At 51.1% G+C, this 26,417-nt stretch carries 19 protein-coding genes and 2 pseudogenes; 4 read left to right on the top strand and 17 right to left on the bottom strand.

The annotated features are described in order from the left end of the window. Nucleotides 1-46: 46 nt before the first annotated feature. From HYE77_RS22235 to HYE77_RS22190, 10 genes and pseudogenes are all read right to left on the bottom strand, one after another. Entirely contained in the window at nucleotides 47-1,951 is a 1,905-nt protein-coding gene (locus tag HYE77_RS22235; protein WP_177069351.1) for a caspase family protein, read from the bottom strand. Continuing rightward, on the bottom strand, nucleotides 1,951-2,571 hold the full coding sequence (locus HYE77_RS22230; RefSeq protein WP_177069350.1) for a hypothetical protein: 621 nt from the start codon (nucleotides 2,569-2,571) through the stop codon (nucleotides 1,951-1,953). The genes HYE77_RS22235 and HYE77_RS22230 overlap by 1 nt, the downstream gene beginning before the upstream one ends. 672 nt (nucleotides 2,572-3,243) lie before the next feature. Beyond that, a pseudogene (locus HYE77_RS32995) lies at nucleotides 3,244-3,354 on the bottom strand (NAD(P)-dependent oxidoreductase); the annotation flags it as partial. A gap of 283 nt (nucleotides 3,355-3,637) precedes the next feature. Further along, entirely contained in the window at nucleotides 3,638-5,725 is a 2,088-nt protein-coding gene (locus HYE77_RS22220) for a hypothetical protein (protein WP_177069349.1), read from the bottom strand. A 246-nt stretch (nucleotides 5,726-5,971) separates the two neighbouring features. After that, nucleotides 5,972-7,231 (bottom strand): hypothetical protein, encoded by a 1,260-nt coding sequence (locus HYE77_RS22215; protein ID WP_177069348.1) that lies wholly within the window; start codon nucleotides 7,229-7,231, stop codon nucleotides 5,972-5,974. A gap of 217 nt (nucleotides 7,232-7,448) precedes the next feature. Further along, a pseudogene (locus tag HYE77_RS22210) lies at nucleotides 7,449-7,748 on the bottom strand (transposase); the annotation flags it as partial. Between the two features lie 190 nt (nucleotides 7,749-7,938). After that, nucleotides 7,939-10,785, bottom strand: coding sequence for a UvrD-helicase domain-containing protein (locus tag HYE77_RS22205; protein ID WP_256347462.1), 2,847 nt, complete (start codon nucleotides 10,783-10,785; stop codon nucleotides 7,939-7,941). 278 nt (nucleotides 10,786-11,063) lie between these two features. After that, nucleotides 11,064-12,170 (bottom strand): AAA family ATPase, encoded by a 1,107-nt coding sequence (locus tag HYE77_RS22200; RefSeq protein ID WP_177069347.1) that lies wholly within the window; start codon nucleotides 12,168-12,170, stop codon nucleotides 11,064-11,066. Nucleotides 12,171-12,434: 264 nt separating this feature from the next. Next, nucleotides 12,435-12,767 carry a hypothetical protein gene (locus HYE77_RS22195; RefSeq protein ID WP_177069346.1) on the bottom strand — a complete coding sequence of 111 codons (333 nt, stop codon included), beginning with the start codon at nucleotides 12,765-12,767 and terminating at the stop codon, nucleotides 12,435-12,437. A gap of 268 nt (nucleotides 12,768-13,035) precedes the next feature. Beyond that, on the bottom strand, nucleotides 13,036-14,757 hold the full coding sequence (locus HYE77_RS22190; protein ID WP_177069345.1) for a hypothetical protein: 1,722 nt from the start codon (nucleotides 14,755-14,757) through the stop codon (nucleotides 13,036-13,038). A 454-nt stretch (nucleotides 14,758-15,211) separates the two neighbouring features. On the opposite strand from HYE77_RS22190, the gene HYE77_RS22185 reads away from it, so the two are divergent. Beyond that, nucleotides 15,212-16,015, top strand: a complete 804-nt coding sequence (locus HYE77_RS22185) for a hypothetical protein (RefSeq protein WP_177069344.1) — start codon at nucleotides 15,212-15,214, stop codon at nucleotides 16,013-16,015. A 348-nt stretch (nucleotides 16,016-16,363) separates the two neighbouring features. Here HYE77_RS22185 and HYE77_RS22180 read toward each other — a convergent pair whose 3' ends face one another. From HYE77_RS22180 to HYE77_RS22170, 3 genes are all read right to left on the bottom strand, one after another. After that, nucleotides 16,364-16,861, bottom strand: a complete 498-nt coding sequence (locus HYE77_RS22180; protein WP_095108339.1) for a hypothetical protein — start codon at nucleotides 16,859-16,861, stop codon at nucleotides 16,364-16,366. Nucleotides 16,862-17,055: 194 nt separating this feature from the next. Continuing rightward, on the bottom strand, nucleotides 17,056-17,349 hold the full coding sequence (locus HYE77_RS22175) for a hypothetical protein (protein WP_371321562.1): 294 nt from the start codon (nucleotides 17,347-17,349) through the stop codon (nucleotides 17,056-17,058). A 15-nt stretch (nucleotides 17,350-17,364) separates the two neighbouring features. Then, nucleotides 17,365-18,096 carry a metallophosphoesterase gene (locus tag HYE77_RS22170; RefSeq protein WP_095108341.1) on the bottom strand — a complete coding sequence of 244 codons (732 nt, stop codon included), beginning with the start codon at nucleotides 18,094-18,096 and terminating at the stop codon, nucleotides 17,365-17,367. 221 nt (nucleotides 18,097-18,317) lie between these two features. Here HYE77_RS22170 and HYE77_RS22165 point away from each other — a divergent pair, with 221 nt between their 5' ends. Beyond that, on the top strand, nucleotides 18,318-18,791 hold the full coding sequence (locus tag HYE77_RS22165; RefSeq protein ID WP_095108342.1) for a transcriptional regulator: 474 nt from the start codon (nucleotides 18,318-18,320) through the stop codon (nucleotides 18,789-18,791). Nucleotides 18,792-19,930: 1,139 nt separating this feature from the next. Here the strand turns inward: HYE77_RS22165 and HYE77_RS22160 are convergent. From HYE77_RS22160 to HYE77_RS22145, 4 genes are all read right to left on the bottom strand, one after another. Then, nucleotides 19,931-20,476 carry a hypothetical protein gene (locus tag HYE77_RS22160; protein ID WP_177069342.1) on the bottom strand — a complete coding sequence of 182 codons (546 nt, stop codon included), beginning with the start codon at nucleotides 20,474-20,476 and terminating at the stop codon, nucleotides 19,931-19,933. Beyond that, nucleotides 20,476-21,459: a hypothetical protein gene (locus HYE77_RS22155; protein ID WP_177069341.1), complete on the bottom strand. Its 984-nt coding sequence runs from the start codon at nucleotides 21,457-21,459 to the stop codon at nucleotides 20,476-20,478. The genes HYE77_RS22160 and HYE77_RS22155 overlap by 1 nt, the downstream gene beginning before the upstream one ends. Before the next feature lie 14 nt (nucleotides 21,460-21,473). Beyond that, the gene (locus HYE77_RS22150; protein ID WP_177069340.1) at nucleotides 21,474-23,411 is read right to left on the bottom strand and encodes a hypothetical protein; all 1,938 of its coding nucleotides are present in this window, start codon (nucleotides 23,409-23,411) and stop codon (nucleotides 21,474-21,476) included. A 65-nt stretch (nucleotides 23,412-23,476) separates the two neighbouring features. Next, complete coding sequence (locus tag HYE77_RS22145) at nucleotides 23,477-24,148, bottom strand: hypothetical protein (RefSeq protein ID WP_177069339.1); 672 nt, start codon at nucleotides 24,146-24,148, stop codon at nucleotides 23,477-23,479. Nucleotides 24,149-24,813: 665 nt separating this feature from the next. Here HYE77_RS22145 and HYE77_RS22140 point away from each other — a divergent pair. Continuing rightward, entirely contained in the window at nucleotides 24,814-25,383 is a 570-nt protein-coding gene (locus tag HYE77_RS22140) for a substrate-binding domain-containing protein (protein ID WP_177069338.1), read from the top strand. 271 nt (nucleotides 25,384-25,654) lie between these two features. After that, complete coding sequence (locus HYE77_RS22135) at nucleotides 25,655-26,374, top strand: fimbria/pilus chaperone family protein (protein ID WP_177069337.1); 720 nt, start codon at nucleotides 25,655-25,657, stop codon at nucleotides 26,372-26,374. Nucleotides 26,375-26,417 lie beyond the last annotated feature (43 nt).

The raw sequence follows: 26,417 nt of genomic DNA, 5'->3' as shown, positions 1-26,417 counted from the left end.
CCCCCCGGTTGACCGGACTCATAAGCCCCAACTACGTTGGAGGTCATCAGTCGCTGAGCAGAAACCATGGCACTCGATCGGGGAAGATCAGTGATGCGCAGATGGCACCGATCCGCGTTGCAGGATTTTGCAGCGATGTATCCTGAAGCATCTGGGGCCTGCATGCTTCCTCCCAGCGCTGCACGACATCCGCCACCTTCCATACCTTCTGGCCGACCTGGAAGACGTGATTTATACCGTTACGAACGAATGGCTGGCTGAACTCCAGGTAGCTTTGCGGAAGGAAGATGTTGAGGTGTGCGTGATCGAGGCTTGCCAGGTTGTAATCCAGCTCGTCTTCAAGGGAATGACGACGGCTTATGAGCAGGACAAGCGCCAAGGTCTCCGAGGGTGAGCTGCTCAAACGCTTCAACTCGGCGGGATCTTTGTCGGCGCGTGCTTTGAGATAGCCGAAAACGTTCTCTGCCGACAACAACGGCTGGGCAAGTCGACCCTCGTGCTCAACGAGCGCGTTAGTCAGCGTACTGACGACCAATTCGCCAAGGCCATTCGCGTCATCCGTATTAATGGCAGTAAGGAAGGCGGCCCAGTACGGTGCTTCGTCTTCACTCATGCCCGCACAGGCGCTAGCGTAGTGCTCCACCAGTGGGGCACTCATTTGCTCCAGAGCGTCTCTGAGATTAGCGTCACTGACACCAAGCTCCCGAGCCAAGTGCACAGCTGCGCCTGCCCAGCCTAAAATCCGAGAAATGCGCTGCGGGAGGTAGAACAGATCGGGGATGCCATGCCGGGACAGCGAACAAGGATTTTCTCGAAGCCCATTGACGATGTCCCACAGCCGGTACTCAATCTCTGTCACGATCTCGTGAGCGAGTCCCAGAATGCAGTCGCGAGAGGCATTGTCCTTCTGGGACGACTGAAGGAGCAACGCTGCGCACGTTGCGCTCAGATCGACCCGAGAAAAGCTGTTGGTGTGGCGCCCTGCGCCCTTCTCCAAGGATTGCCAGATGCCGCCGATAAACGCGCCGGCTGCGTTGGGTATGTCGGCCAGGCGATCAACGCACGTGGAAAGGACAGGAAAAAGCTTTTCGGCGGTGAGTTCATGTTCCGGGGCAAACATCAGCTTGTACAGCTCGGTGGAATGAGCACTGATGGCTTGTCCGGCCGGGGACGCGGGTGAGATGCCTGTGATCCCCAACAAAGAGGACGCCGGATTGTCGGAAGCATGCGGATTGCCGAACAGCGGCATATGACCGTATAGGTTGACGCCCCACACGGATGGCATCTGTCCTCCCCGGGTCTGCTCCGACACGAACTGTGCAGCTGGTCGACCAATATCCAGTAAATCAAGAACGCCTGCTCGCGACCCGGTATCGATCTCGCCACTCAACACTTTGAGCAGTGCAAGGGTTCCATACCCGCCTTGACTGGTTTCGCTGGCGTACTGATCTGCCGCTGACGATACAAAAAACGACACGCCAAATGTCTTGGCCTTACCAATCACTTCCGGCTTGAGCAAGATACCGAGGTTGGACACCATGCCCCCGGCATGGCAGGCATCAATGATCACATTGCAGTGGGCAGCTTTGAGTTCGTTGAAGTATTCGAAGAGTCGACTGAGCGCAAAACCCGTGGTGGAGAGACGATCTGCACGGGTGTCGCTGAGGCAGAGAAAATAGCTGTCGTTGGCCTCACCGCCATGCCCGGCGAAAAATAGCGTGAAGCTGTCGATTTCATCGTACTTGTCCTGAATATCAAGCAGCATTGCATCCAACTGACTCCTGACAGGAGAGCGTAGCAAGTACGCGTCCTCCGACTGGATACGGCTCAATGGCCCTGTCGAGAGTGCAGAGTGGATGGAGAGCGCGTCACGCTCGGCCCCGGACAATTGGCTGAGCGATGGAGACTGGTAATTGTCACAACCGATGCACAGCAAAACCCTGGCGCCCATCACTGCCCCCTACTACGAAATTTAGATTTTCGCGCGACTTCCGCTGTCAACGCCTGGGTGATTTTGATCTTCTTCACCTCCTCGACCCTGGCAAGCAATTCTGGCTCATGCAGCGAGGGATCTGTGTGAAGGCGCTTCGCGAGGCTGGGATGCATGCGAAACTCTGGAAGCGATACCTGACCATCTCGATCAACCGAGTATTCGACTGTTTCGATAGCCTTGAGCATCTGTTCGCCAAGGCTGGACGCGGAACCATCGATGCCATTGCCGTGCTCTTCGCAGGTATCGGAGAGCATCTTATAGAACGCCTTGGCGTAGCTGTCGGCCATGCTGCTGGATATTTCATCAACTGTACGCTCAATGACGTCTAGCCGGGCTCCCATGATGTCCTCAAAGCGCAATCTTGTTTCGTGCTCGATCGTCTGCATTTGGTCGACACGATCAGGGTCGTAACTGTGATGCGACTGCCACGAGCCACCGTGGCTGAATCGCTGGACGTTATCCCCCCCACTGACCTGTCTTTGTGCCCGATTGAGTTTCTCTCCTGTGGCTTGCATGAACGTCTTCATGACGATTTCTGCTTGCGCATCAAAGGGGAAAGGATGGGCTTTATCCCTCATATCTGACTCCTGACTGACCAAGCGCGAATTGTTAGACTCTATGATGAAGAGAGATCTTTCCAGCTCCCTCTTCGTGGCATGGCAATAGTATGACCTCAATCCTCTATGGGGAGGAGCTTGGGACAGGCTTCGCGATTACCGAAGTCCCCCTTGCAGGATCACTGATTCAGAGAGCTCAGGCACTAAAGGGGTACAGCAGCACTGCTTGTTTCTGGACAGCCGCTGCAGGCGGAGAAGCTCCATCGGACGCGTCTGAATCGGTACCTGACCGCGCATACCACCGACGAAGCCCGGCCAATGAGCATTGCCATCGTAGCCGGCGTAGAGTTGTGCGCAGAGCTTCACCATGCCATGCGCTTAATCCAATGATACGGTGTAAACCCTCAAACTCTATCTTGTAGAGGCAGGGCCACGCATCCTCCTTGCCCTTCCGGAACGCACCAAGTGCTGCTCAAAACGCAGTTAGCGAGGTTACTGCTACAGGTGTGATCCTGCAGGACGCTCAGCAGATTGACGCTGACATTCGCATTTTGGCGGCCGACATCAAGGCGCCGGCCTTTCTTACCCAATTGGACGGATTGGCAAGGAATGGCGCAAGTGCGTTTGCCCCTCTGACATCGTCAAAAGAAGATGGTCAGGCGGTAGCTTTGGCCGCGCCAGCTTTGGAGTGGAGAGCAGTTCGCTACTTGGAGTGCGCATCACGGTCTCATCATTGGTAATGAAGAACTCGTCATTGCCGCGTACGTCGTAGCGCAACGCGAGTTCGATACCTTGAGCAACATCGGTGATCACCGAGTCATTGATGCTCCCGGTCAGCTCTGCGCCAACGAGACTACCTTCGGCATAGAGATGGCGTTGGCGCACTGCGACATTACGTACTGAGTGGAACATCGCGTGCGCGACCACCTGAGCGAGGCGAGCCTCAGGTGGTCTTGCCTGACTGGGCGCCCATCGGTACGTCCGGCGAACTCACCTTCCGAACTCCAGCTTTGATGGCGATGGTTGAGCAGCGTCTCTTGTCGACCCACCATGGGGTAGGCCGAATAAGAGATTAAATTGAAAGTAATTATATCTGGCAGCGTCCTTCAGAGTCTAATCGTCCTGCCCGTCGAAGGATTTTGAATAGATTGGCACCTGCAATCGTCCCCAGCAGCTCCTTATACCTCGTCGACTCAGCGTTAACTTTTGTTTTTCTAGAAGCTACTGCTGACCCTCCAATCATCTCTAGCTTCTGCAGATCGCTCAGCGATGCCTTGTAACGTGCGACCGACGCACTAGCCCTACAAGGAAACACATCGACACGACCGTAAAACCTAGACTCAGCTGCAAGATTTCGAAGATTATCTAAGGTTTCGCCGCTGTTCGTATTATCATCAAAGACGAGCAGCCAATTTTTAGATTCCAATTTTTGCCTAACTCCTTCACCAACGGTGGCGTCCTTTAATATTTTGGCGTACGGATAATCTGATAGTTCAGAAAAAGAGTTGGCATTTTTTACATCATAGATTGAATAAACTACTGACCCTGCATTGGCCACTACCTGTCCTTTTATTATAGTTCTGGCAAAGGTGTGTTTAGCAAAATGGCCAACCAATGTACCGCCATAATTTACACTCATCACATGCAAAACATCGCTTACTTGATCAAACCCTTTCCGAATCAAAATATTAATGGCATTTTGTGCGGTTTTGATCATAACAAGAGGATCGTTTTCCTCCCGATAGATTCGTATCAATTTACTCAATGCTGCTTTTTTTGCATGCAAGTGAGTCGTGCTCTTTGTGTATAGCCTTCCCTTTGAATTTTTCTTTTTTTCCTGCGAAGATTCTCGTTGCTCGCAAGCTTTTTCATACTCTTGAAGAAGCTCAAAGAAAATCTTCATAAGGCCTAGCGGCCCATTTATTGCCTGCAGCCCGGCATCCCCAGATTCTGGATCAGAAGTCCAAAGCTGACCAACCAATCTCGTATAGGATATTTTATTGTCATTTAGTAAAATATCAACGTACAAACCAACCTTGTCATCAAGCTCAGCAAACAAGGTCACGCTTTCACCGCCCAGCCTGATAGTCGACTGAGCGCCCTTAAATTCTTTAAATTTCGCAGGGCACTTACTTTTAATGGCCCTGACAACGTCGCGGCTAAACACTAGGTTCCCTGAGTGCTCAGGATCAAGGAAATGCTTATTGCACATAATCTGAGAAATATTTTGCAAAAAAGCAAAAATATTTATTTTAGCATCCAACAATCCTAGAAGAAACTTGCGGATCGACCTAGGCGGGCGTACGGTAATAAATTTGTTAAAAGCGACATCAAGATCCAAGCCAAGTGTTGCCTTTACAAACCTTATCATAAGACTTTCTTTGGCCATAAACTCAGAAATATGCTCAAGCATATTCGGCGTGTTATGAACTTTGTAGTGATTGATCAGCTCACGCAAATCATCAAGCCGCTCAATTGAGATTTCCCATTGATCCATAAAGAATCGGTCTGTATCGGCGTGCCCCAAAGTATGTTTACCACTCGCCATCTCCTCTCGAATTTTTTTTATTTTTTTGGGAGCTATTGCCCAAAGAATCTCTCGGCAAAAATTTTTCTTATTACTCTCAATGGACTGCTTGAAATCAGAGAAAAAATATTCGTCCAGCAGCCCAATATTCTGATTAATTAAACTATAGTGCCTCAACAAATCAGAACAAAAATCTTCAAAATCAAAGCGATTAATTTGAAGATCATTAATGGATGTGTTACGCCCCTGAAGTCCAATGGAGACGCTATCGAAAGCAAAGTAATATTCGGGGCTTCTAAACACCATCCCCGAAGATTTCGCATATGCAAAGCAATGAATTAGGCTTTTCGCGTAGTCATAATACTGCTTGTCACTCGCAGCCAACATTGTTTCATCGCAGCCAGTCGCCAACGGACTAAGCACGCCACCTATTTCAATGAGGTCATCCCTGCTTAGCTTTATAGCCCCATCAACATAAAAATAGTCTCGCAGCGTCGCTAATATTTTTTCATCGGCCTCTAGCACAGTCTTATAATGAGCCTTGGCCTTAGCGAGCAAGTCAAAATAATCGTTTCCGTCAGACCCGACTGCTAGGGCCCAGGTACTAACAGCCCCTTCTTTATGCTCCCTTAACACATCAATGAGCATATCCGAGTACACGCTAGAAACTTGATCGGACATCTGAAATATAGATTTTTCAGTTATTGAGACTTCTTGCCCTGGCCGAGCGATCCTTGTCCGGTACGACTTCATACTATAATCAATCCGTAATGTGGCGAAAACATTGATTGGGGCGACCTAAACTATGTCAGCCACCTTATCACTAAAAATGGAAATAACGCGATAATTCAATTATCTTACTGCGGCCAAAATCCTACCATTATGGCGTGAAACTTATGGATTGAAAAAGCGAGCTAACGATATAGGTGTATAATGGCAATTCTCGTTATCGAAATAATAAGCAGAACTGCGCGGTTTGTGTACTTTTTGACTCACCCTCGCCCATCTCGGCGCACTGACGAACACAACTCCTGAAAGATGACTATTTTTGGAACTTTTCATCAGCTTCTCTGCTAAGGTGCGATAACGATTTTCACTGTCCCTCGCGCTAGCCTCTAACGTTAGGTCTGACTCCCGCTCTACTTTCAAGATCAGCACTCCTGGTCGCGTTCCTGTCATCTGTGAGCGAATTGCGCGCTTGGACTCATTCATGATCCGATCATCTAACTTGCTTGGAATCGTAGTATCCACTCTTAGCCCTAGCCCGCCTCCGTTGAGCAAATGTTTAGCGTACGTACGCGGCTGACACTTAGGCACTTGGGAGCCGAGTAACATGTCCATTGCCTCCTGCCAATGACATCCTCTTTGATCGAATGGGAAGCCTTCCATCAAAGCCCCTCTGATTGAGATTTCACAAATCCCGGAAATGTCGATTGGCAGACCATCATCAAGATTTTTACGCTCAAAAAGGCATTCGCTAATTGAGCCTATTAGGGCGTCAAGCTCCTTGGGTTTCTTGGGGATCTTCTGATTAAAAACGACAGAAACGCAGACCAACTGATCGGGTTCGAGGCACAATTCAGGCTCCAGAAACCTGATCAATTTATTAGCAAAAGCATCAATGGACGCGATCGGGAGAGCATCACCTTTGTCGACTGAGAAGGTTTTGCATTCCACTTCAACCGCCCCTATTAATGGATCGTGTACAAGCAAGTCGAATGTCTCAATGCCGGAATGTTCATCTGGCCACTCTATGCCCACGCCGCGTATATGAAAGTGATTCGCGACAAAAAGCTCAAAGCTCAGACTTCGATATTCATCGGGTTCTTTGAAGGCCGCCAATAACCTGGCTTTAAGTGATTCCGGCCCGCCGACGGCGCCGCTTTCCAATAGGTGAAGTGCTTGCCCGACTAGCTTCATGGCCTCTAAAACAGATGGCCACGCTGCTGACGATGGCTGCAATCCGTGCAGGTGGTACTCGTTAAGCCCATAGGACAATACGTAGGACGTTTGCAGCCACTCGGTAGAGACGGGGTTTTCTTTCATCCCATACCCCAACCTTGTTATTTGCTTGCACCAAGGTCTGTCTGGAAACTCATGCTCCAGCTCTGCATAGATCGAAGCAAACGATTCTTGACGAATTTCTGTCAACACCACACAGCTCCCTTGCCCATCGTAATTTAACCGATTGTTCAGTAATTTCAGGTTTTACCAAAAAAGGGCATGGTGGGATACCACTCGATTTTTTGAATCAAGCTGGACGGCTTAGCTGATTTTAACGAGCTGACCTTCACCATGAGGTTAGTGAATAAGCCTATCACCGCTTATCCATAAGCGTCCGCCCAACTCACCTTGCGTAAGTCAGGCCGGTAACCGCGTACAAACCGCCAATTGAGTGCAGCGCCTGTTCGGCCAACTGGCTTTTGTTAGCGACATGCAGCTCGAAGAACTTGCGGCGAGCACGAGCCATGCAGCCGATTTCAGTGATGCCTTGTTCAAAATCAGCCTTGTATCCAGCGAAATCGTCGCAGACCAGCTTGCCGTTCTAGTCGCCCAGAAAGTTGCGTGCATGTTCTCCGGCACGGCTTGGGCTGAAGTCGTAAACCACCGCTTTGAGCGCCGAAAACGGCGTAGTGCTATAGGCCCAGACGTAAGCTCGGTGAGTTCGCCGGACGCTTACGCCCATCGAGCCCGCTTTTCACATTTACTACCCTGGGCGTCAGCAGATGCCTCCGGGGCTGCGCGAGCTCATTGACACGTTACGGCTGGAGGTTGAGGGCTGAAAAGTCTGCCCCAAAGCGTCTCAGGCGCGACCACGATCCCGAGGCGGCGTGCCCTCAACCTTCTAGTTTTGAGTCTCGCTACACGCGGAACCTTTTTTTGCCGTATCGATTGCCTGTATACCGAGCTTTCTTCACGGGCTTTTTCTTGGGAGGCTTGTAATCGCACTCCGGGAAGTTGGTGCATCGAACGAACTGGCCGTTCTTGCTCTCCTGCACGACCAAGTCGCCGACGCAGCAACGGGGGCATGGATGGAGCCTGACCGGAGCTCCGTGTACGTCCTCAACCTGAAGCGCACTGTCGCTCGCCAGTTCCTTTATGAAAATCGAGACCTTGCTCGCAACGGTGTACATCACCACTGTACGTCTAGCCCGGGTCAACGCAACGTAAAAGAGGCGGCGCTCTTCTGCGAACGGATAAGAATCCCCATTGGGCATGACGAGACCAAGGACTGGGTCGTCAGTCATGGTGCTGGGGAAGCTGCGGCCACGCTTCATGCTCACCATCGATGGCAAGATCACGTAGTCAGCCTCGGTACCCTTGGAGCGATGTACGCTTAAGAATGACACTTCAATAAATTGACCGAAGCGCGCCTTCCAGTTGCCGGGGACGAATTTGATCTCCTTGTTGTACCTTCCGAGAATGCAGACCTTGATCAGCCTGTCATCTGCTTTTGGGATCGTGCCATCTTTCAGCCCAGCTACTAGGCCTTCTAGGAAGCTGTTGATGCCGTGGTCGATACTATCTGCATCCGCCACCATTACCGCCCTAAGCGCAGGCCCCACAGCGGGAGTTTTCGAGTACACCGTCTTAGTCAGCTGCACCGGGTTTCTGCTTACGAAGCGGCTGGATACGTCACACAAAGCCTGGGGGCACCTGAAGGTCTGCTCCAGCTTCAACAACTGACCAGATCCGAAGTACTCCCTGAACTCAGTCATCACCGACACGTCAGCGCCAGCGAATCTGTTGATGGATTGCCAGTCGTCGCCGACAGCAAAGAAGTGGCGACCCGGGACGCTCACCAGCGCCCGACAAAGGCGCGCTCTCGCTTTTGATGCGTCTTGAAACTCATCGGCCATGACCAACCGGAAGTTCGGTACGCATCTGCCCTGCTCCACATGCTCGGCGGCCTGCACCAGCATGTCCTCGAAATCGAGACCTTTATCATCCTTGAGGGCCTTGTTCCACGCTTCCATAACCGGCCAGAATATGTCGAGGAACATCTTGTAGCGATGTTTGAACAACCCCATAGGAAGCTCATCCACCCGCTTGAGCAACTCATCTTCCGTCAGGCAGTTACTTTTGACATGGGCGATGAAGGTGCGGATGAGACCAATCAGCTTGGTAGTGGATAGCGGCGGCTGGCGGTCTGGGGGAACGGGACGATCAGGGTTTGGGTCGAGCTCAATCCCCCGGCTGGTGAGTTCCTGCGTGAGATGTTCAACCCACGTGTTCTGTCGGATTTGGTGCGATGTTGTTTCGATCAGATGGGTACCACGCTCACGGTGCAGCGCGCGCTTCCATATCGCGTCTTGCAGATACCCCTCGAAGTGCCCCGGTGGCTGTCCCTGCTCGTCCAAAGCAAAATGCTCGTGATACAGGCCAATCTTTGGGTAGTAAAAGTCAGGACGGTATTGGCTATGAGTCGCAGTAGCCGTGTCATGCTCGTAGGGGCGCTCATAGACGTACTCGACACCGTTATAGTGGAGCCAGTTCGCAATCATGCACTCCTCCAGGCTCTTCACCGGATCACCTTGGATCGGATTGAGCCGGCCAGCTTTTGTCCCGGCCTTTGGAGGTGCTTTCATGGATTTAAAGTCAGGAAGATCCCGACCGAACACTAGGCGGAACAGATCCCAGCGACTGCGGAATGCCACCGAGTTGTCCTTGAGATGATCGACCAATTCCTCCAGCTTCTTAAATGCCAACGGCTCTTTTACAACCCACTCAGGAACTCGTGGTTTCTTTTTGGTGGCATAGCCAATGATGGCGAGGCCGAGCCGGTGGAACGTCTTGGCGCGTACCGTGGCGCCCTCCATCTTCAGCCGCTTGAACGACTCCTCAGCGCGCTTCGCCAGCTCTTTGGCTGCATCCTTGTTGAAGGCCAGCATGACGATTTCTTTTGGCTGAAAAAAACCTCGATCAATCGCGTACGCTGCTTTGGCAACCATGGTAGAGGTCTTGCCGGAGCCCGCTGAGGCCGCAACCAGAACGCGATTATCAAAGCAGATCACCGCCCGCGCCTGCTCATCGTTCAGAGGCCGCTTTTCGACCTTTGACAGGAGCGGTTCACAAGCAACGAGTTCTCGTTTGGTGTGTTCTTTGTTGAACTCGCGCCACTTAATGCTCCAGTCCGCTCGCCAGAAAGTAAGCACGCGCTCGATATCTTCAAGGCGAATGCTAAGAGCAACCCTCAAGTCATGGTCTTGAAGTAGCTCATTCAAATCTGTCTCAGGGATTCCCAATCTTGGCCTGGTTGCCTGCAAACCCATCTGCTGCTCATGAGTTACCCATCGCCGCTGGGCCATCGCATCATTGAAGATACGAGCAGCTTCCCCAAGCCAGTCTCGAATCTGCATGTACGCGATTCGAAAGCGTTCATGCCGCGCCAGGGTGCGTTTCTCGGCCTCACGCAGCGTCTCCTCGCGCAATCGGTCGTGGGCCTTGGTGACATCTTTTATGACCGCGTTGAGCCCCGAAACTGAAGCTTTCGGTAACCCGCCTACGCTGCCGCCCGGGTAACTCACTCGGCCCGAGAACAGACCTCTTGTCGCTTGCATGCTGGATACTTCGTCGGATCGAATCACAACGCGCTCGCCATGAACATCCAGCTCAAAAAAACCGTCTGCAAGACGCAGTGACCATGGTGGTGACATCGACAGTATCCGGCCGAAAAACGAAGGGCCCCAAACGTATTCCTTACTCAAACCTTCCTCCGTTACGACGATTGATCGCGAGCGAACAATTGCTCGTGCCCCTGTGGGATCGTCATTCATACCTTAAAAAAGATCCGGCCCCAACGGCCCAAAATTAAACACCGACCCTAATGAGCCACCCTGATTGATCATAGAGTGGGTTGAAGGCAGAGCAGCCCCGCATCATGAGTTTCGGCCAGATCATAGCGATGGTGATCAGTCACAGTGCCCTGCGGTTCGGTTAACGGCCCTATCAACTTCGAGTTGCCGATCTGCAGGCGTACGCATGGCTATAACCGATAATCAACGAGCTCTGCCGCCAATCGACGTATCTCGTCCGCCGCATGCGATTCGGGGGAGATATCCAGGACGGAATCGAAGTACGAAAAACCCTCCATGAATGGTTGGTCATAGTTGTATTTGTCGATCACGACTTCATGAGCGTTGGTCAAGTGAGTCATCAGGCGAGTCAAAGGCAAGGACTTGATGTCCTTGAGAATATGTTCTCGGAATTTACTGGAGCTGAGCCGCCTTGCTTCCAGCCCTTCTACCAGCGCAGGAGGAATCTCCAAGCCTCCAAAAAACTCCTCCAATTCTTGGCTTCTGCCACCTACATCATTGCGCGTGACTAACCCATAGCATCTCGGCGTACGGCGTCCGCCCTTGCTTGTGAGCAATCGCACATTCAATCGCTGGGCGCTATCCACTGATTGATGGCAGGCGCTGTCGATAATGATCACAACCAGGTCTGAATGGGCACGAATGAGGTCGACCTTGAGATTTAGGTCAAGCAGGACATAGTCATAGTCAGCCTTGATGTCCTTGAACATTCTGGAGGAAGCAATCCTTTCGACCATTGAACCCAGCGTTCCACCCATTTCGAGCTCCAGTCCGCTGCGATCCATGGGGGATCCATGATCCACGATGTGTCGCAGTCGCTTGGTGAAACTGCTTTTTTCGGCCACGCTAAAAAATACGTCTGTATAGCCAAAGAAGTCGACACCGGCAGCCAGTGAATGGGCCTTGGGGTGCTTCCCATTTGAAGCGTCATCCTCATAACAACAGTCATGCGTAATGATTGCGACGTTGCTTCCTCGCTCCACCAAACATGCTGCTACATCAACGGTAATGGGCGACTTACCGACCCCTCCCTTGAGAGATGTAATGCTCAGCACGCGGGCTGATCGCGCAACCTTAAGCAGCTTGGCGATGTTCGAGGGCATCGAAATACCCGATCGGTCAAAAAAGTTTCGTACGACGCTTTTGCGCGGTGAGCGCTGACCCTGCTCGTAATATCTCCAGGTTCGTTCGCTCACGCCTGCGCATTCTGCGGCCCTGAATCTGGACATCAAATGTTCGATCCGGGAATTCATGAGCGCAGTGGCCAGTGGGGACATAGCAATTCTCCTTGTCTGTCGAAACAGCCTAAGGGTTTGCGAGATGAGAAAAAAGATGGCACAGAGTTCCGCAGGATTCGCGCGCAAAGGGCACTAAATTAGTCGAGGGCAGAGTACCAAGCGTGATCGTTGGATTGATCTCGTAAGAGGATGGAGGAAGGGATGGAGATGAACCTGACCACCCTGATGTGGGCCAGCGTCGCACGTGGACAATCACTCAGGCTCAAACCACCGAGCATCAGGTGATCATGCCGGCGTCAGCGACTACATCGACTTAACCTCCACCACCTCGACGTAGCGAAATTTCTTCCGGGCAGCCTTCACCGCCTCCTGCTCCGCCAGCAACTTGCTCAGGGTGTCGGCTTGATGGATCAACTCAAACATCTTGCCTTCGTATTCGTTGCCGACCATCAGGGTCACTTGCAACCTGGGTGTGAAGGCCTTTGCCACCTTCTTTTTCTGCAAAGACGCCTTCGGTTTCTCGAACACGAGTTCACCAGTCGCCTCCGGCACTGGTGGAGGCGTCACCAGCGGTGCGGGCTCAGCATCACCAAAAAGCGCCCGGCGCATTTCCTCTTCACTTAGATCTGAAGTCATCGTAATTCTCGGTGGGGGGCATCTTTAGATGAGCAGATTCTACTAGGATTGCTGCACACGGCTATCGGCGATGCTCACGGGGATAACGCTCAACCAGGCTGCTCGTCAGAGCCCGGCTAGCTGCGCAGCATGCGCAGATTTCTGGATTGAGAGACCGATCGCGATGCGCCATGTGTAGTCACGCTTCCGGATCGTGTGGGCAGCATTGGACGTTTACTACAAACTGACCAGTCGTCTACCAACTTGTAGACAGTCGTCTACAAGCCCTTCACAAGCCATTGCATTCAAGCGTGGCTCTCGGAGCGGCCCATCTTGGGTAGATGATTGAGCGCCAGTCGATCGGCCTCTCCTGGTCGAATTCCTCGCCCATATGGCGCAGTTGCTTAAGGTGCGGAAAGTCCTTCGCGGCTGCACTCAATGCTGCCAACGCACCAGGCGAGTCGCCAGCCAGTCGGTATCGCTCGGCCAGCGCGAGCCCCATGCACGCTTCCACGTTATGCGACACCTTGATACCGGTCTTCGTGTGGCGTTTTTTGTAATATTGGTCGAGCTGCTTCTTATGCTCGGAAGGTGCCCAGCCAGTATCACTTCCCATCAGAGCCTGGGCGATCAACGAGTCAACGCCTGGCCGGTTCAAAAGGTCGACCTCAGTTTGGGAAAACACCCTGTGTGTCTGCTCTGTTCCCAAGAAGAAATCGGACAGGTAGGCGAACCCCAAAAACGACACTCTCATGGCTTCGGCCATCTGGGACTGAATGCTGAATCCCTTGTCGATGACGCGCGTTGGGTGATGAAGCTTGCGATTGGGGAAGTCGACCAAACATTGATCAAGTAGAAGCACGAGCCCTTCTAGATGGTGTCTGGGCGTCTGGCTATTGAAGGCCTCGGGATTGTAGATCCAGAGCGATGGGTCAAGCTTCATTCTGAGCAGGTGTGGATTATCCCACTCGTAATGGTACGGCTCTTGATCGACCTTCTCCGCCTTGCGGACGTATTCAATGATCACCGCACGTGTGAGGCGAAATAGCCCCTGAAAGGTAAAGGTGAGCTTGTCATCGTCTTCACAGGTTTCCCGGTGACTGGCGAAATGAAGAAATTCTTTGGTCAAAGGCTTGAGCGTGTGGACGTAGCCGGAGCGCACGCCATAGAGGTTTTGTAGTGCGGCTTCCAAATCGCGACGCCCAATCGGGTGTTTTTGTGCGTCTGCTTGTACGGTGAAGTAATCGGCCGGCAGGTGAGCCAGGATAAACTGCCCAAACCGATAACTCAGGCGTGGATGAATGACGTCTAGTACCGCGTCCTTCACCGCTTGCGCAGAGTCGTGATCGATACGATCCAAAGCCTTGTCCACCCCTCGCCTCTTTTCTTCGGGAATGTCCGACCACTGGGGTTCGTGTCCATCAAATTTCTGAACCAGTGATTCGATGCACATAACCAGCAGTGTGTATGCAAGGTTGAGGTCGTCGCTCATCCTGTGAACGGCAGCGACGTAGGTTCTGATCGACTGAATGACCGCCATGTAGGTCACGCGCTGCAGTCCGATCAACTGTTCGGTGAACTCGTTGAAGGCTGCAATCTCGGCAAGATCCGCCCGGACTGAGGCATCGTAAAAACGCGCAAGGCGTTCACTGGGGTGCGGCTGCCCTGGCCGGCGCCGTTGATTCAACAGGCGCTCGGCAATATGGACATCAGGCGAGCAAATGGCCCGGAGGCTGAAAGAAGCCACATCTGCAAAGTCATCGATGTAGGCGCCCATGGTTCGCGAGACGAGAACGCCCGGCTCGGGTTCAGCTGCCTCCATGTACTCCGTCATTTCATACCCGAGCGCTGTTGGGGTATGCGAGGTGTCCATGCTGGTCAGCGTCCCTACCTTGGTGGTGACCTGGTCTACCACTGCGAGATCAAGGTTGGTGTAGACGACTCCCTTCAGGAGCGTCTTCCTTGGATTTTCACGGTTCGTGAACAGCTTTCCGGTCGCGGCTTGCAGCATAGGCACTCCTTGCTCGATGGTTTTCTGGTCTCAGGCCGCGCCTCATGACAACTCCGACGCTTACTCACCACCATTGTGCACGCCTTCAGGCGCCTCAGGCCAGCAGGCGCAGGCGTCAGAGCCACTGCGCTGCATAATTGCGTGGGTTTGATAGCGATTTGCAGTCGAGGTGATCTGCGCTTGCGATGGACTTGACCCGTACGTTGGATGGCTTCGACCGTCGAAATTTCGACCAAAAGCGGACGCCCATTGTGGGGATGGGCGGACAGTGGATTCGGGCTATGCCGGAGCGCCGATGTGGCGAGTGGTGTGCCCCAAAGTGTTGGGCAGAGCGCCAGGATAATGTCTACCTTCCCCAAGGCACGGGTAACCGCCACACGTGCCCCCACTCCCACCCTATGGCCCCGGTGTACAATCACGATTACAACTTCCCGAAGCTGAGCATAAGCACTCAATGAGCAAAAGCACCGCGATCGACAGCCTGGATCACGAATTTTCAGAGACCTGCAGGAGCGCCTGCGCCGATTATCTTAAGTACTTGGACACACTCCTCCTCCCCGTTTTTGAAGAGCTCAGAAGCCACTCTGATAACCGCTGCCTGAAGCTGCATCAGGTTATTGGGGCCAATCTCTGCGCCGCACACGCTATCGACTACATCATCGCTATCCGGCGCGCGCTCGGTTTAAAGGAGGGCCGGGGAGCTCTGATCCAGGTGTTTGACGCTGAATATGCAGTTGCTGGTGCTCGGATCCAGGGCGGAAAGATGACGCTAGTGGATGCAGTAAACAACGCCATGAAACATATACGCATTGAGCCGAAACGCTATGAGGAATTAATTCAGCAGTACGGCCAGGTCAGCTTCGAATGCTTAGTTGAGGACGACGGCAGGATCCTTTGCCTCCTGGACGGATTTCGATTTGACTACGTCCGAGTCGTGCTTCTTCCGGTCTTGGAAGCCCTATGCACTTGGCACTTCGAAGACGAGGAGGCAGTCGCGGAGTTCGCCCGAGGCGGTATGGAAGACATGGATTTCGGAGCGCACAGCGGGATCGATGACGACGACCCGATTGATGCCCTGATCAACGCTTGCAACCCCACGTGCATAATCTGCGATGAGGGTGAAGACGATTGCCAGTGTGCGGAGTACGTGTTCGCTGGTGAAACAGGGGAATTTGAAGCCCGGTTTGCGACCAGTGCAGAGCTTGACACCCTCCTCCACGCAGTGTCCGGCGCTTACCGGCGCGACAGGTTAGTCTGAGCAAGTACCTCAGAGGAATTCAAGAGGGCGCGAATTCCTCCGCATTTTTGGTTGCAAGCTAGTACGAGATCGCTTCCGCAGCGTACTGATAGGAGCGGCAGCGTGCGACAGGGTCATAAATCCTGTAATCGATCATCACCTCATCGGCGCCCGTCTGCTTGATGAAGTTGGTGAGCAACTCCCCGATCGCTTCCTTGTCACCGATGGCTGAGTATCCCAGCGTTCGCGCAAGGTCGCACCGGCGGACGTCGTTCAGACCCGCCAAGTACCCGTCGATCGGTTTGCTGAGCGGCCCAGGTCGACCCATGTGCAACTGCGCAAACCAGTGCCTGTGCGACGCACTCGTCATCACTGCACGACAACACCATGAGATGCTAAATCACTGATCAAGGTCTTACGGCGCAGCATTTTCGGGAGTTTGAAAATATTCCTGTAGCTGTAAAAAAGGAACACAGGAATAAGCAGCAAACCAATACCGTACGTGGCTGTGCCAACAATCACCCCTGCGGGTACTGCAGCCAACCCGTACACAATGCCCTTCAGGAAGGTCGATTTGGCAACGAGTCGCATATGATCAAGGTCGTACTCAACCTTCCCATTGCCCTTTTCAAATGCCACAAGCACGATTGATTTTTTTCCTAAATGCTTGAAGAACCAAGTTCGGGGGGTATCAGTAGTCATCGCACCATGTCTCTTGAGGTAGTTCAGCATCACAACCTCTTTGAAGTGGTGAGTATTTCCTTCCTCATCTTCGCATCGCACCATTGTAAAAAGCGCGTCAATATCTCCGCTCGCTTTCAGATTGAAATTCTTGACAACAACTGTAATTTTTTTGAGTTCCGACATGCCTTTCCTTAAGTATTTGTGGAACGTTATCTGCTGGGAGTTGGCTATATAAAAGTTTCGAAACAGGTAAGTGCGCCCTTAGTGCATGACATAGATTGCCAATCACCAAAGTTCAGGTACTGATACAACTAGTCAGCCAGCCTGCCTCGTGAATCTCGCCCCCTGCCCCGCGCTGGTATTGCAGCACAGTGGCTTCAAGCGTCTCCAGCATCACGTTCCGGGAGCTCGGTGACGATGACATAGTGATCATCGCCGCTCCGGCTACGCACCAGCGTGAAGCCGCCGCGCTGCTCGACAGCGCGAACCGAGGGAGTGACGACAGTCATGCCATCGCTAATCGTTCCTGACTGGTCTCCGTAGACAGTGGCCGCGTAGCGATCCCCCACCCGCGCTGCGTTTACTAAATAACCATCGACGGTCACGCCCCACCCTATGGCGCTCGCCCGTACAACCCCCGTTGGGAGTTCGATCAATTCACAGGCACTCACGCTGTTCTCCATACCTCATACAATTTCAATGATTTTGCCTGGGTCAAATCCGCAGACTTCACCTGGATAACCTCGTTGGTTCGACACCAGTCGGCACCCGCTCAATACGGTGTCGATGGAGTAATGGGTATGGCCGAACGCCCAGAAGTCGGCCTGCTCCACCAGAGAGTGCCATGTGTTGTAGTACGCGGCGCTGACATGCCCATCGTGCTCATCGCCCGCCACCTCAGCCAATGGAGCGTGGTGAGTGACAACGAATGTTTTCCCCGCGAATGGCCGGCTCAACTCCAGGCTAAGAAACTCCCGTGTCGCGTGGTTCTTGGCAATAAGGTCGGCCGGCCGCAGGCGCCGATAATTCGAGTCGGCTCTGATCATGTTGAAGTCGTTCATCACCCGGCCGCAGGTCATGGATGCGGCGACCGTATCGCCCGTCGAAGAAAAATCCGTCCATGCGGTACCCACCAGGAATCTCACATTCCCAAAGACCCACGACTCGTTTTCAAGCACGTGAACGTGAGGGGCCGCTGCCGCTCGCATCTTCTCGATTGTTCGATCGATATGCCCTTTGTAGCACTCATGATTTCCAGCGCAGTACACGACTGGAGCTTTGAAGGTCTCATTTGCCCACAAAACACCCCGCGCTTGCAGATCGATGTCGCCGGCGAGCATCACCACATCCACCGACACATCTGGGGGGATGAAGCGGTCGAATTCGTTGTGCAGGTCTGAGTAGATCAGGACTTTCATGAGCTGGTGATTTTGGCCTTGCTGCCGGGATGCGACTAACCGGGTCGAGGCCCAATTCGATGCTTGGCAGAGCTGATGTTCGATTCAAGCATATATTGATGCGACTGCCTGACTGCGGGCCATACGGGCTAGCGATCGGTCGTCCGTCAAAGGCCATGACTATAGGCATTTGCTTTTGACAAAGCAAATTCAGCATATCGTTCCGTTTGCCGGGAACGCTTATGTCACTTCGCAACGCTTACGCCTCTGCCTTGCAATTCCTTCGAATGCGCCGCGAGTCTTCGCAGCAGGCGTTAGCAGAGGCTGCCGACCCTTCCTACATCAGCCGATTGGAAGCAGGCCGCCGTTCAGTGACACTCGACGTTAGCCAAAACCTCGCTCAAGGGCTCGGAGTGGATCCCCTCACCCTGTTGGTACTAGCGTATGCAGCGCAGCGTGGTCAGACACCGCAAGAGGTTCTGCATCACCTTGAGGCAGATCTCTCCGCAGATGGTTTAATGACCTGTGAAATTCCGTCCCAACCTTCCCGAGACCCGCATCCGGGGATTGCTGCAGCGCGGGAGCTAAGAGCAAAAATCAAAGCGCTTAGCGATCAAGGGCTGGCTCCTGTCGAGGTGGCCAAAAGCCTGGGCATTTCGAGGCAGCGGGTCGCACATCATCTAAAAATGATAAGTGGTGACAAAAGCTGCAGCTAATAAGAATTGATTCTGCGCATCATATGCGACCGGAGCCTAGAGAGGTGCTCGCACAGGTGGATAAAACTCCCTATGGGAAACATGCAGAGTCCCTGCGGACATAAGGATTTGCGGGCATAGCTTCACCTTACTGTTATTATTCAACGAACGCCGGCATCGTGTATTAGCTAAAGCGATTACTAAATCTTCAAATACCTATAAGAACCCAGCCGCCATCGCCGATCTGTAAGTACACATAGCCTACCTTGCTCGGAAAAAAAATACTCACCCTGATCGGCGATAAGATCAGGAGATGCATAATTCTCTTTCAAACAGTTGCGTTTGCAACGTAACTCAGTCATCTCTGACAAGTACTTAGGCGCCGGGTAGTATAACCCGTAATCGCTAGAGCCGAAGCATTCATCTTGAGTGACAATGTTATCTATAGATGCAATATTGGCTGAGGCCCATGGGTGGAGTCTCACGCTCTCCAAAATAACAATAGTTTCATTCGATTGCTCCGAAACAACAAGACCTGCCCATATTTCATAAAACTGCGCAAGTAAGAGATTCAAATCTTTAGCGAGCAGCGATATTGGTCTAGGATAGACTGGCTCCGATCGAGGTATCCTGTAGGCACGAGCTTTCTTTTTCAAAGCTGAATCAACGGTATGTACATCATGAATATTCACAAGCCAACATGCGTAGGCCACGGAAACACAGCAAGTGTGTTCGTATTCTAAGCCCATGCGATGATTTGCTTTGAGGGAAGCGAAAGACTTGAAGCACCGGCGGTGCCTTGCCAGATACCGCCTTCTGACATATCTACAAATCGATTTGACACACGCAATTTGATCAGTCTTAAAGCTACACTGCATACCCATGTCACGAATTTTTTCTTGGCGAATACTCTGCCAACCTTTAACTAATGGCTCATCCTTTTGACACCAAGCTGTGGCTGCGTGAGGGATATTCAACCTAGACACTGGATAGTCTGTTATAACATCGAAACCCGTCGGCACGTCGATCTTTGGCTCTAAAAACCTTAAAATATAGTCAGTATCTTTAGAACTATAGTATCCCGTTAGCCCCAGCCACCGGTATAGATCATTTCCACACCGATCCTTTGCAGCCTTCAGCCAATCTAAAAAAAATTCATGTCATCGTTCAACAAAGTTAAACACTGGGTTGGACAGATCACATACCGGCATTCGCTCTATAATCGCCTTAACGTGATCGCAATGATTGCCTAATAAAAAATCACGAGTATGTACGCTGGAACGATCTAAATAATCAAGCGCAAAATAACAGCTGCGGCAAGCTAATAACTGCTTTCCATGCCATGGGCAGTGGGTAATTTCCTCAAGAAAAAATAGTGATGAATGATATCCCATAGCAATGCACAATTCACAGTGACGGATGGCCTGCTTCGATCCAACTCGCCTGCCCACTACATTTTCAATGAACGAGTTAGTTAATGCACTTGCCGGCAACTGTATCGCTTTCTCTAATCGCTCCTGACTAATTGAGCCAGCGCCCCACCAGCGAAATTTTTGGGTACCCCAGTCAATATTTTCATTTTTGATCAATTCAACAACTTGCTTACCTTGAACACGGTTGATTACCAAAATTTTTAGCAAGATCAGCCAGAGCGACTCGCAACTAGCCAATTTTCTGATAAACGAAAACACGGAACCGTTGTGCATTATTCGTACCCTGTGGGCAACTTATCTCCCATTAATGCAGAGACTTGCTGCATGTCAGACTTAACGATAGATTTAATTACATGCTCTTTAGTTAATTCAAATCCATCTGCATCATCGTCCCTAGCGCTAATAAGAAGATACGCCAAGGCCAGAAACATGTTCTCGGTGGGAATCAGCGAAGCACCAACGCTTTTGATATGTTCAATGGATTCGCTAAAAATAAGTTCAGCAAGACTATCTAATCTAAACCCTGAGTCGAATGCTTTTGGCAGAAAGAACCTTGTATAACTACACCCGCTACCCCGTGGGTAGGTCATGTCTTGATCAAATGCGCTCAGCGTTTCCTTCAACCAGTCTGCAGATACACAGCCAACAAACTCCACTTTCCGACTGAAGAATCGGCCCAATAATGCCATATGCCGTCCTTTATGGAGAGAAGTTATCAATCCTTTTATTTGCTCTTGAGCAAACCCGATCGTCGTCAATTGTACTTCACTAAGACTCAGCCTGTTCTGGATTACTTGCAGATGCTGAAGGTCTTTATAGGTTAAAGCCTGCATTTCATCGACCACGAGAATAAAGTGCGTATCCCCTAGACTTGCCAGCTCGCAAATAATATGGTTCATCACTGCGTCTCGCAGATTGCTTAGCTTCTCTTTAACCCTAGTCTCAAGCTTCATAGCTTTGACCATCGTTTGTATGATGTTTTCTTCACCAGTCACGTCGACAGTTAAAAATAATATGTATCGTTCCGGAAACTCTTCACGCAGGAACTTGACGATAGCCGTGGCGCACTGCGTTTTCCCCATACGAGAAAGGGACTGGAAATACACGCTTGGCATCCGTAGCCAGACTTGCTCGCTGATCTGATCATATGCCCAGTTAATGGTCGGTGTGACGACAAGGTATTTTCCGAGCACTAATGGGTGGCTATTCATTAATAAATCACGAGCCTTAGTATCATGAGGTTCATAATCGCTCATCGTATCTCTCCGCTTTAATCAAGAGACTTCTTGCGCGTAATGGTTCGGGGTGGCTTAATAGAATTGTAGCCTTTAGTCGGATCTGGAGTATCCACCTTGGTTGTCGGTCGGCCATCAATCTTTAAACTTCCAACCAGTTGATCAATATCCGCCTGGGCCTCCATCGAAACTTTCTTGAATTCGGTAGCGGCAGCCGCATCTTGCTTAGATTTTGGAGTTACAGCGACTTTATCCTTAGACTTTTTCAAGCCTTGAGCCTTGGCATTAAGATAGTTCATATAAGCCGTGATGGGACAGTCCGAATGCGCGAGGATAATGACTCTATCTCTGATTAGTTTAATAGCCGCTTTTCGCGTAGCCCGGCTATGCCGCATCTTGTCCCATCCTGCCGTTGCCTTGAGCTCTCCGAGTATTTGCCCGTCGGGAAGATAAGCCTCAACAGATCTCATGTCAGCTTCATCTATGAGCACCGTCAGGGTCTCGCCTTTCAACCACATCGAATTACTCAGAAGCTCACTTTTATACCTTACTCGCTCGATTTCGATGAATGGTCGCACGCCATCTTCTGGGTACGCCCTGACCTTGACCTTCTGCGTTGTTTTTTTGAACGTAAGTAGCGGGATAACCTCCTCAAGAGGTCTTCTTGGGATGAAGGACTGATCGTCAGCCGCTAGAATCTGTTCGATCTGTTTCAACGGACTTGTACCATAGTTCCCTTCAGCTGGAAGGCAGTTATACCTAGCGCAAAAGTAGTCCATGATCTCTTCAACAGCATCGGCTTCTACATGGTATTTTATGGCCGTATCAGCAGCCTCTTTACCTTCTCCCGGCTTCGAGCCTGTGGAGTTAGGCAAACGCTGTATCATAGCCGCAACATCTCTAAATAAACGCTCGATACTCGGTCTGATCTCGAACTTGCCTGGCGCACCATAACATAAGGACGACCCGAGCATTCTACGTAGCTCCGTCGAGACATCTGCCGACTGATGTGCTAACGCATTGTCGAAGAATATGCTGGCGGGCAAGGCATTGTGAAGTTGGGGAAATATCTCACCAGGATATCCAGCACCTTCTGGGGTTGTTAAACACAATAGATTCGTACTCGGCCTTGGTAGCTGTGCCCTCAGTGCCTCAGTGATGACCTGAATGATATCTTGAGCATTCACCTCAGGCTTGTAAACTATTCGCCACCACCAAACAGCACCTGAAGCGCGCTCAACTATTGCGATAAAGCACAATCGTTTTAGAGTGACATAGGTAAGATGACCGCTAGGGTTTCTCATCCCGACTACAAATATAGCATCCGTCTTGTACGTGTCTATCTCAAACACATCCATGAACTTTTCGAGTTTAAGGATGGATTCAACTCCAGTCCCAACTGATAGCTGTGCCATGGCGCGCGACCGCCCATTTAGCACAACGGACATGGCATAGTTTTTCCCCTCGACTTTTTTTATAAGGCTACAGATGCTTCTATAACCCTGCAAATCGGCATTAAAGGGCCATTCAGTTTCTGGGTGCCCATTATCCTTAAGATACTTAACAAAGAAAGAATGCAAAGCTGCAGGCTTTATATTTCTTTCAACTATCTTGGATCCATTTTTTCTTGGGAGTATTTTTTGAATTAGCTTTTCGTGTAGTTCTGGATATTTTTTCAACAAGGCTTCGAAAGCGCCGGCATACCCTCCGCGTCCGGAGGGCTTATTGCTTTCCGGAGCTGTAACTCTAGTGTAAGACGTGGTTCTGATGTGGGGAATCAAAGCACGATAACCATACACCAAACCGTCTGAATGAATTTTCATGCACCGTTCAATTAGCCTTGACAAGTCAGACCTTCGAACGCCCGTCTGGCTCTCGATAGAATCAAGCGCCTCACCTTTTATATATAGATCAACTGCAAATTTCCTCTTTTTAAATAGTTCGCCACTGTCCGCAGTTAACAGTTCGATCAAAACAGGAGGCCACGGTTGCGTCGCTGTTATTCCGGAAATTATCACTGAACGTGGACGTCTACCTTTCATTTCAGCGCCCATCTTGTAGCGCGCCCTAAGCCTCTGGCCACTATGTCGTGAACCACTACTTTTCCTTGTAGTATGAATTTAGCGAAGACGCCCATTACAATCATAGTGTCATACTGTATGCACTGTTCGATTAATTCTCCGACGGTACCCTCACGCATCATCTTCAAGAGATTAAGAATATTGTCCTGTTCGAACTTCCATGCTTTGCCGCGAATTTGTGCAACAAAAGGTAAGATGCCGAATAATGTCGCAGCATACTTCGAATGATGAGCTATAAAATCCTCCGTTACGGCCTTGTACAGGAATTTTCCAGGCTCACCATTTTTGTCTAAACAATCGACTTCATATTCTGCCTCTTTGTCAGCGGCACTTGAAATATGGTGATATTCTTCCTTACCATCCCTCAATACAACCTTGATCAATTCGAGAGATCGATATTTTTCTGTATCCCCAAGCCTAACCTGTACAATAGAACCAAATTCGAAGCTTCTGATGTTGGGATCAGACTCCAAAATAGAAAGCCAATATACCAACTCATTATTGCTGGCAAGAGAAATATCCTGATCAAGCTTTGGGCTAAAGCAAATCCATAGATTGTTCGAGGTATTAGTTCTTTTCCCGTGGGCTGAAGCTAGCTTGCCACGCATTTGGCTTTTGAGTGAGGGCATGACAAGTTCCTAAGTTCCAGTGAACACTTAAGCTATCGCATAGGTTCACGGCTCCGTCAACGGGTCAGTTCGCCCACAAATCCGTGACATTCAGCCCTCCTTCCCATATACATGCCAACTTATCTAGTGTATACAGGCAGACATATATAACGTACAAGCCGGGACGAGCGAAGCCAACTATCTGATTTAGCTTGAAGGCTAAGTCTGCAGCCCACTGAGAATTACCCAGTTTTTTTATTAAGCGGACTGTATTTTATGTTTTATCAAACTAATCACTGCACATCGATTTTTCGTCCCGCTCGTGATCTTTCCCAGCGAAGGCGGTTCGTGCCCCACATCGCAGGTGGATCGCGATGCGGTGAGTGTGTCGCCAATCTTAGTGCTGTACGCAATACCTAATATTGTGTTCAGGTGAGTGCTGAGACTATTAATTAGTACAAAGGCACGCTCTAATGCATCTTTACTTCAAAAATATTGAAGTCTAAGTTTGGACAAATGCTTTTCAGATTCCTCAAGAGATATTTCGAACCCCTTGATATTTAAAAGAATCGTCCTGAGGAACTTTGCTGCGAGTTTTACTTCAGCGTACTCCCGCTTCTGGTGTCCATTCTCCCAACGGGCAATGTCCTTTGTGTTCATGGTGCGTCCTAATGAGGTGGCAGCCAATGAAGCTGGTTCAGTGTCGTTTCTCGTCCGGTCAGCGCGTGCCACTGCTTGTGCAGGATGGTCCAGAGGCGCTCTTGCCCAAGCTGGTACCATTTATCTACGTCCAGCTCAGACTCAGGCACCGTGCATACAACACGGCCGCAGCGCACCTGCGTGCGATCCAGGCTTTCTACACCTATGCCAAACGCCGAGAGCTGGATAACGCAACGTCTCTGGCTCTATCGGATACGCCCAGCGGAACATACCTGTCACGTATTCTCTTCCCTCAAATGCACATCTCAGAAAGGTTGAGGATCAAGACCAGAACAATTTCCGCGAAGCCTGTCGCAGAAGCAGTAGCCCGTGGCGAAGCGGAGATAGGCTTCCAACAATTGAGTGAGCTGATGCACATGGAAGGCATCGATGTGATTGGGCTTATCCCCGATCAGGTTCAGAAAATGACAATGTACTCAGCGGCCATCATCACGGGCAGCGTGCAGCAAGAGGAGGCTGCCGAGCTATTAAAGTTCCTCAGTTCAGAAGCCGCTAGGAGTGCCATGAAGCTCGGCGGATTAACACCTGTTCGATGAGCCTTGCTAGGAGCTGTGTGCTCGCTATTGGACCGCTGCTAGGACTGTAGCTGCTTTATGGTTGGTCATTTGAGGGGGCGATTTTGTTTGCTGACTCAAGCTTATGCCATCGAGTTCTTGAGGGCTTAGCCTCCTAGGCACGATTTATCGGCAGCTCATCTCACTTTTAATCCTATTCCGATGTTTTGCTTAGTACCGGACTTTCATAATTCACCTCAATGAGCGCCCCATCTGAACTCATCGATTGGCGGCAATTCAATGAGGTATAGACATGACTATCTCCAAAAAACATTTGTGTGCCCTGTTGGCAGGTTCGGTTGCAGCGCTAGCCGCACCGTTCATTTACGCGACCGGTATGCAGCCTGAGACCTCTGTGGTGATATTGTATGAGGCCGAAGGTGAAACCAGCATCAACGTCAAGAACACCGACGGCACTCCGGCACTGTTGTATTCGACTATCGAGAATATTCCCGAGGACACCGAGCCCCTGGTAGTGCTGACTCCACCCGTCACCCGCGTTGAGGCCGGTGAAACCCAGCTTGTGCGTTTCCTGCGTCAAGGAGGCGAGCCGGTGACAACCCAGCGACTCAAGCGCGTAATCTTTGAAGGCATCGCTCCAAAACTCAACAGCCAAGGTCGCTCGACTGTCGGTGTCAGCATGCGTCAGAACCTACCTTTGATCGTTCACCCCAAAGGTCTGGAGCCTAACCGTGAGCCTTGGAAGTTGCTGAAATGGGGTATCCATAACGGCAAGCTGGTGGTAATCAACAACAGCGCCTATGTCGTGCGGTTGTCTCAAGAGCTGAAACTCAAGCCTTCGGGCAAGACGGCCTTGCTGCCACGCACCTATGTCCTGCCTGGTGAGACATTGAAGATGGCGTTGGCACCTGAAGCTATCCACTCAAGCTCGGTAACCATCGGCCCTGGCACGGTCTATGGTTTCTCTGTCGATAAGTACGAAGCGCCTATCGATGCCACTACTAGTTACTGAGCACGCGCAATAGTCAACAGCTTTTGCACTCCCCGCCTGTTTC

This window comes from Pseudomonas sp. IPO3774 (genome assembly GCF_013386835.1).
In the GTDB taxonomy this organism is placed as follows: Bacteria; Pseudomonadota; Gammaproteobacteria; order Pseudomonadales; family Pseudomonadaceae; genus Aquipseudomonas.
The sequence above is the reverse complement of the archived record's forward strand: the minus strand, read 5'-3'. Positions and strand labels throughout refer to the sequence as shown.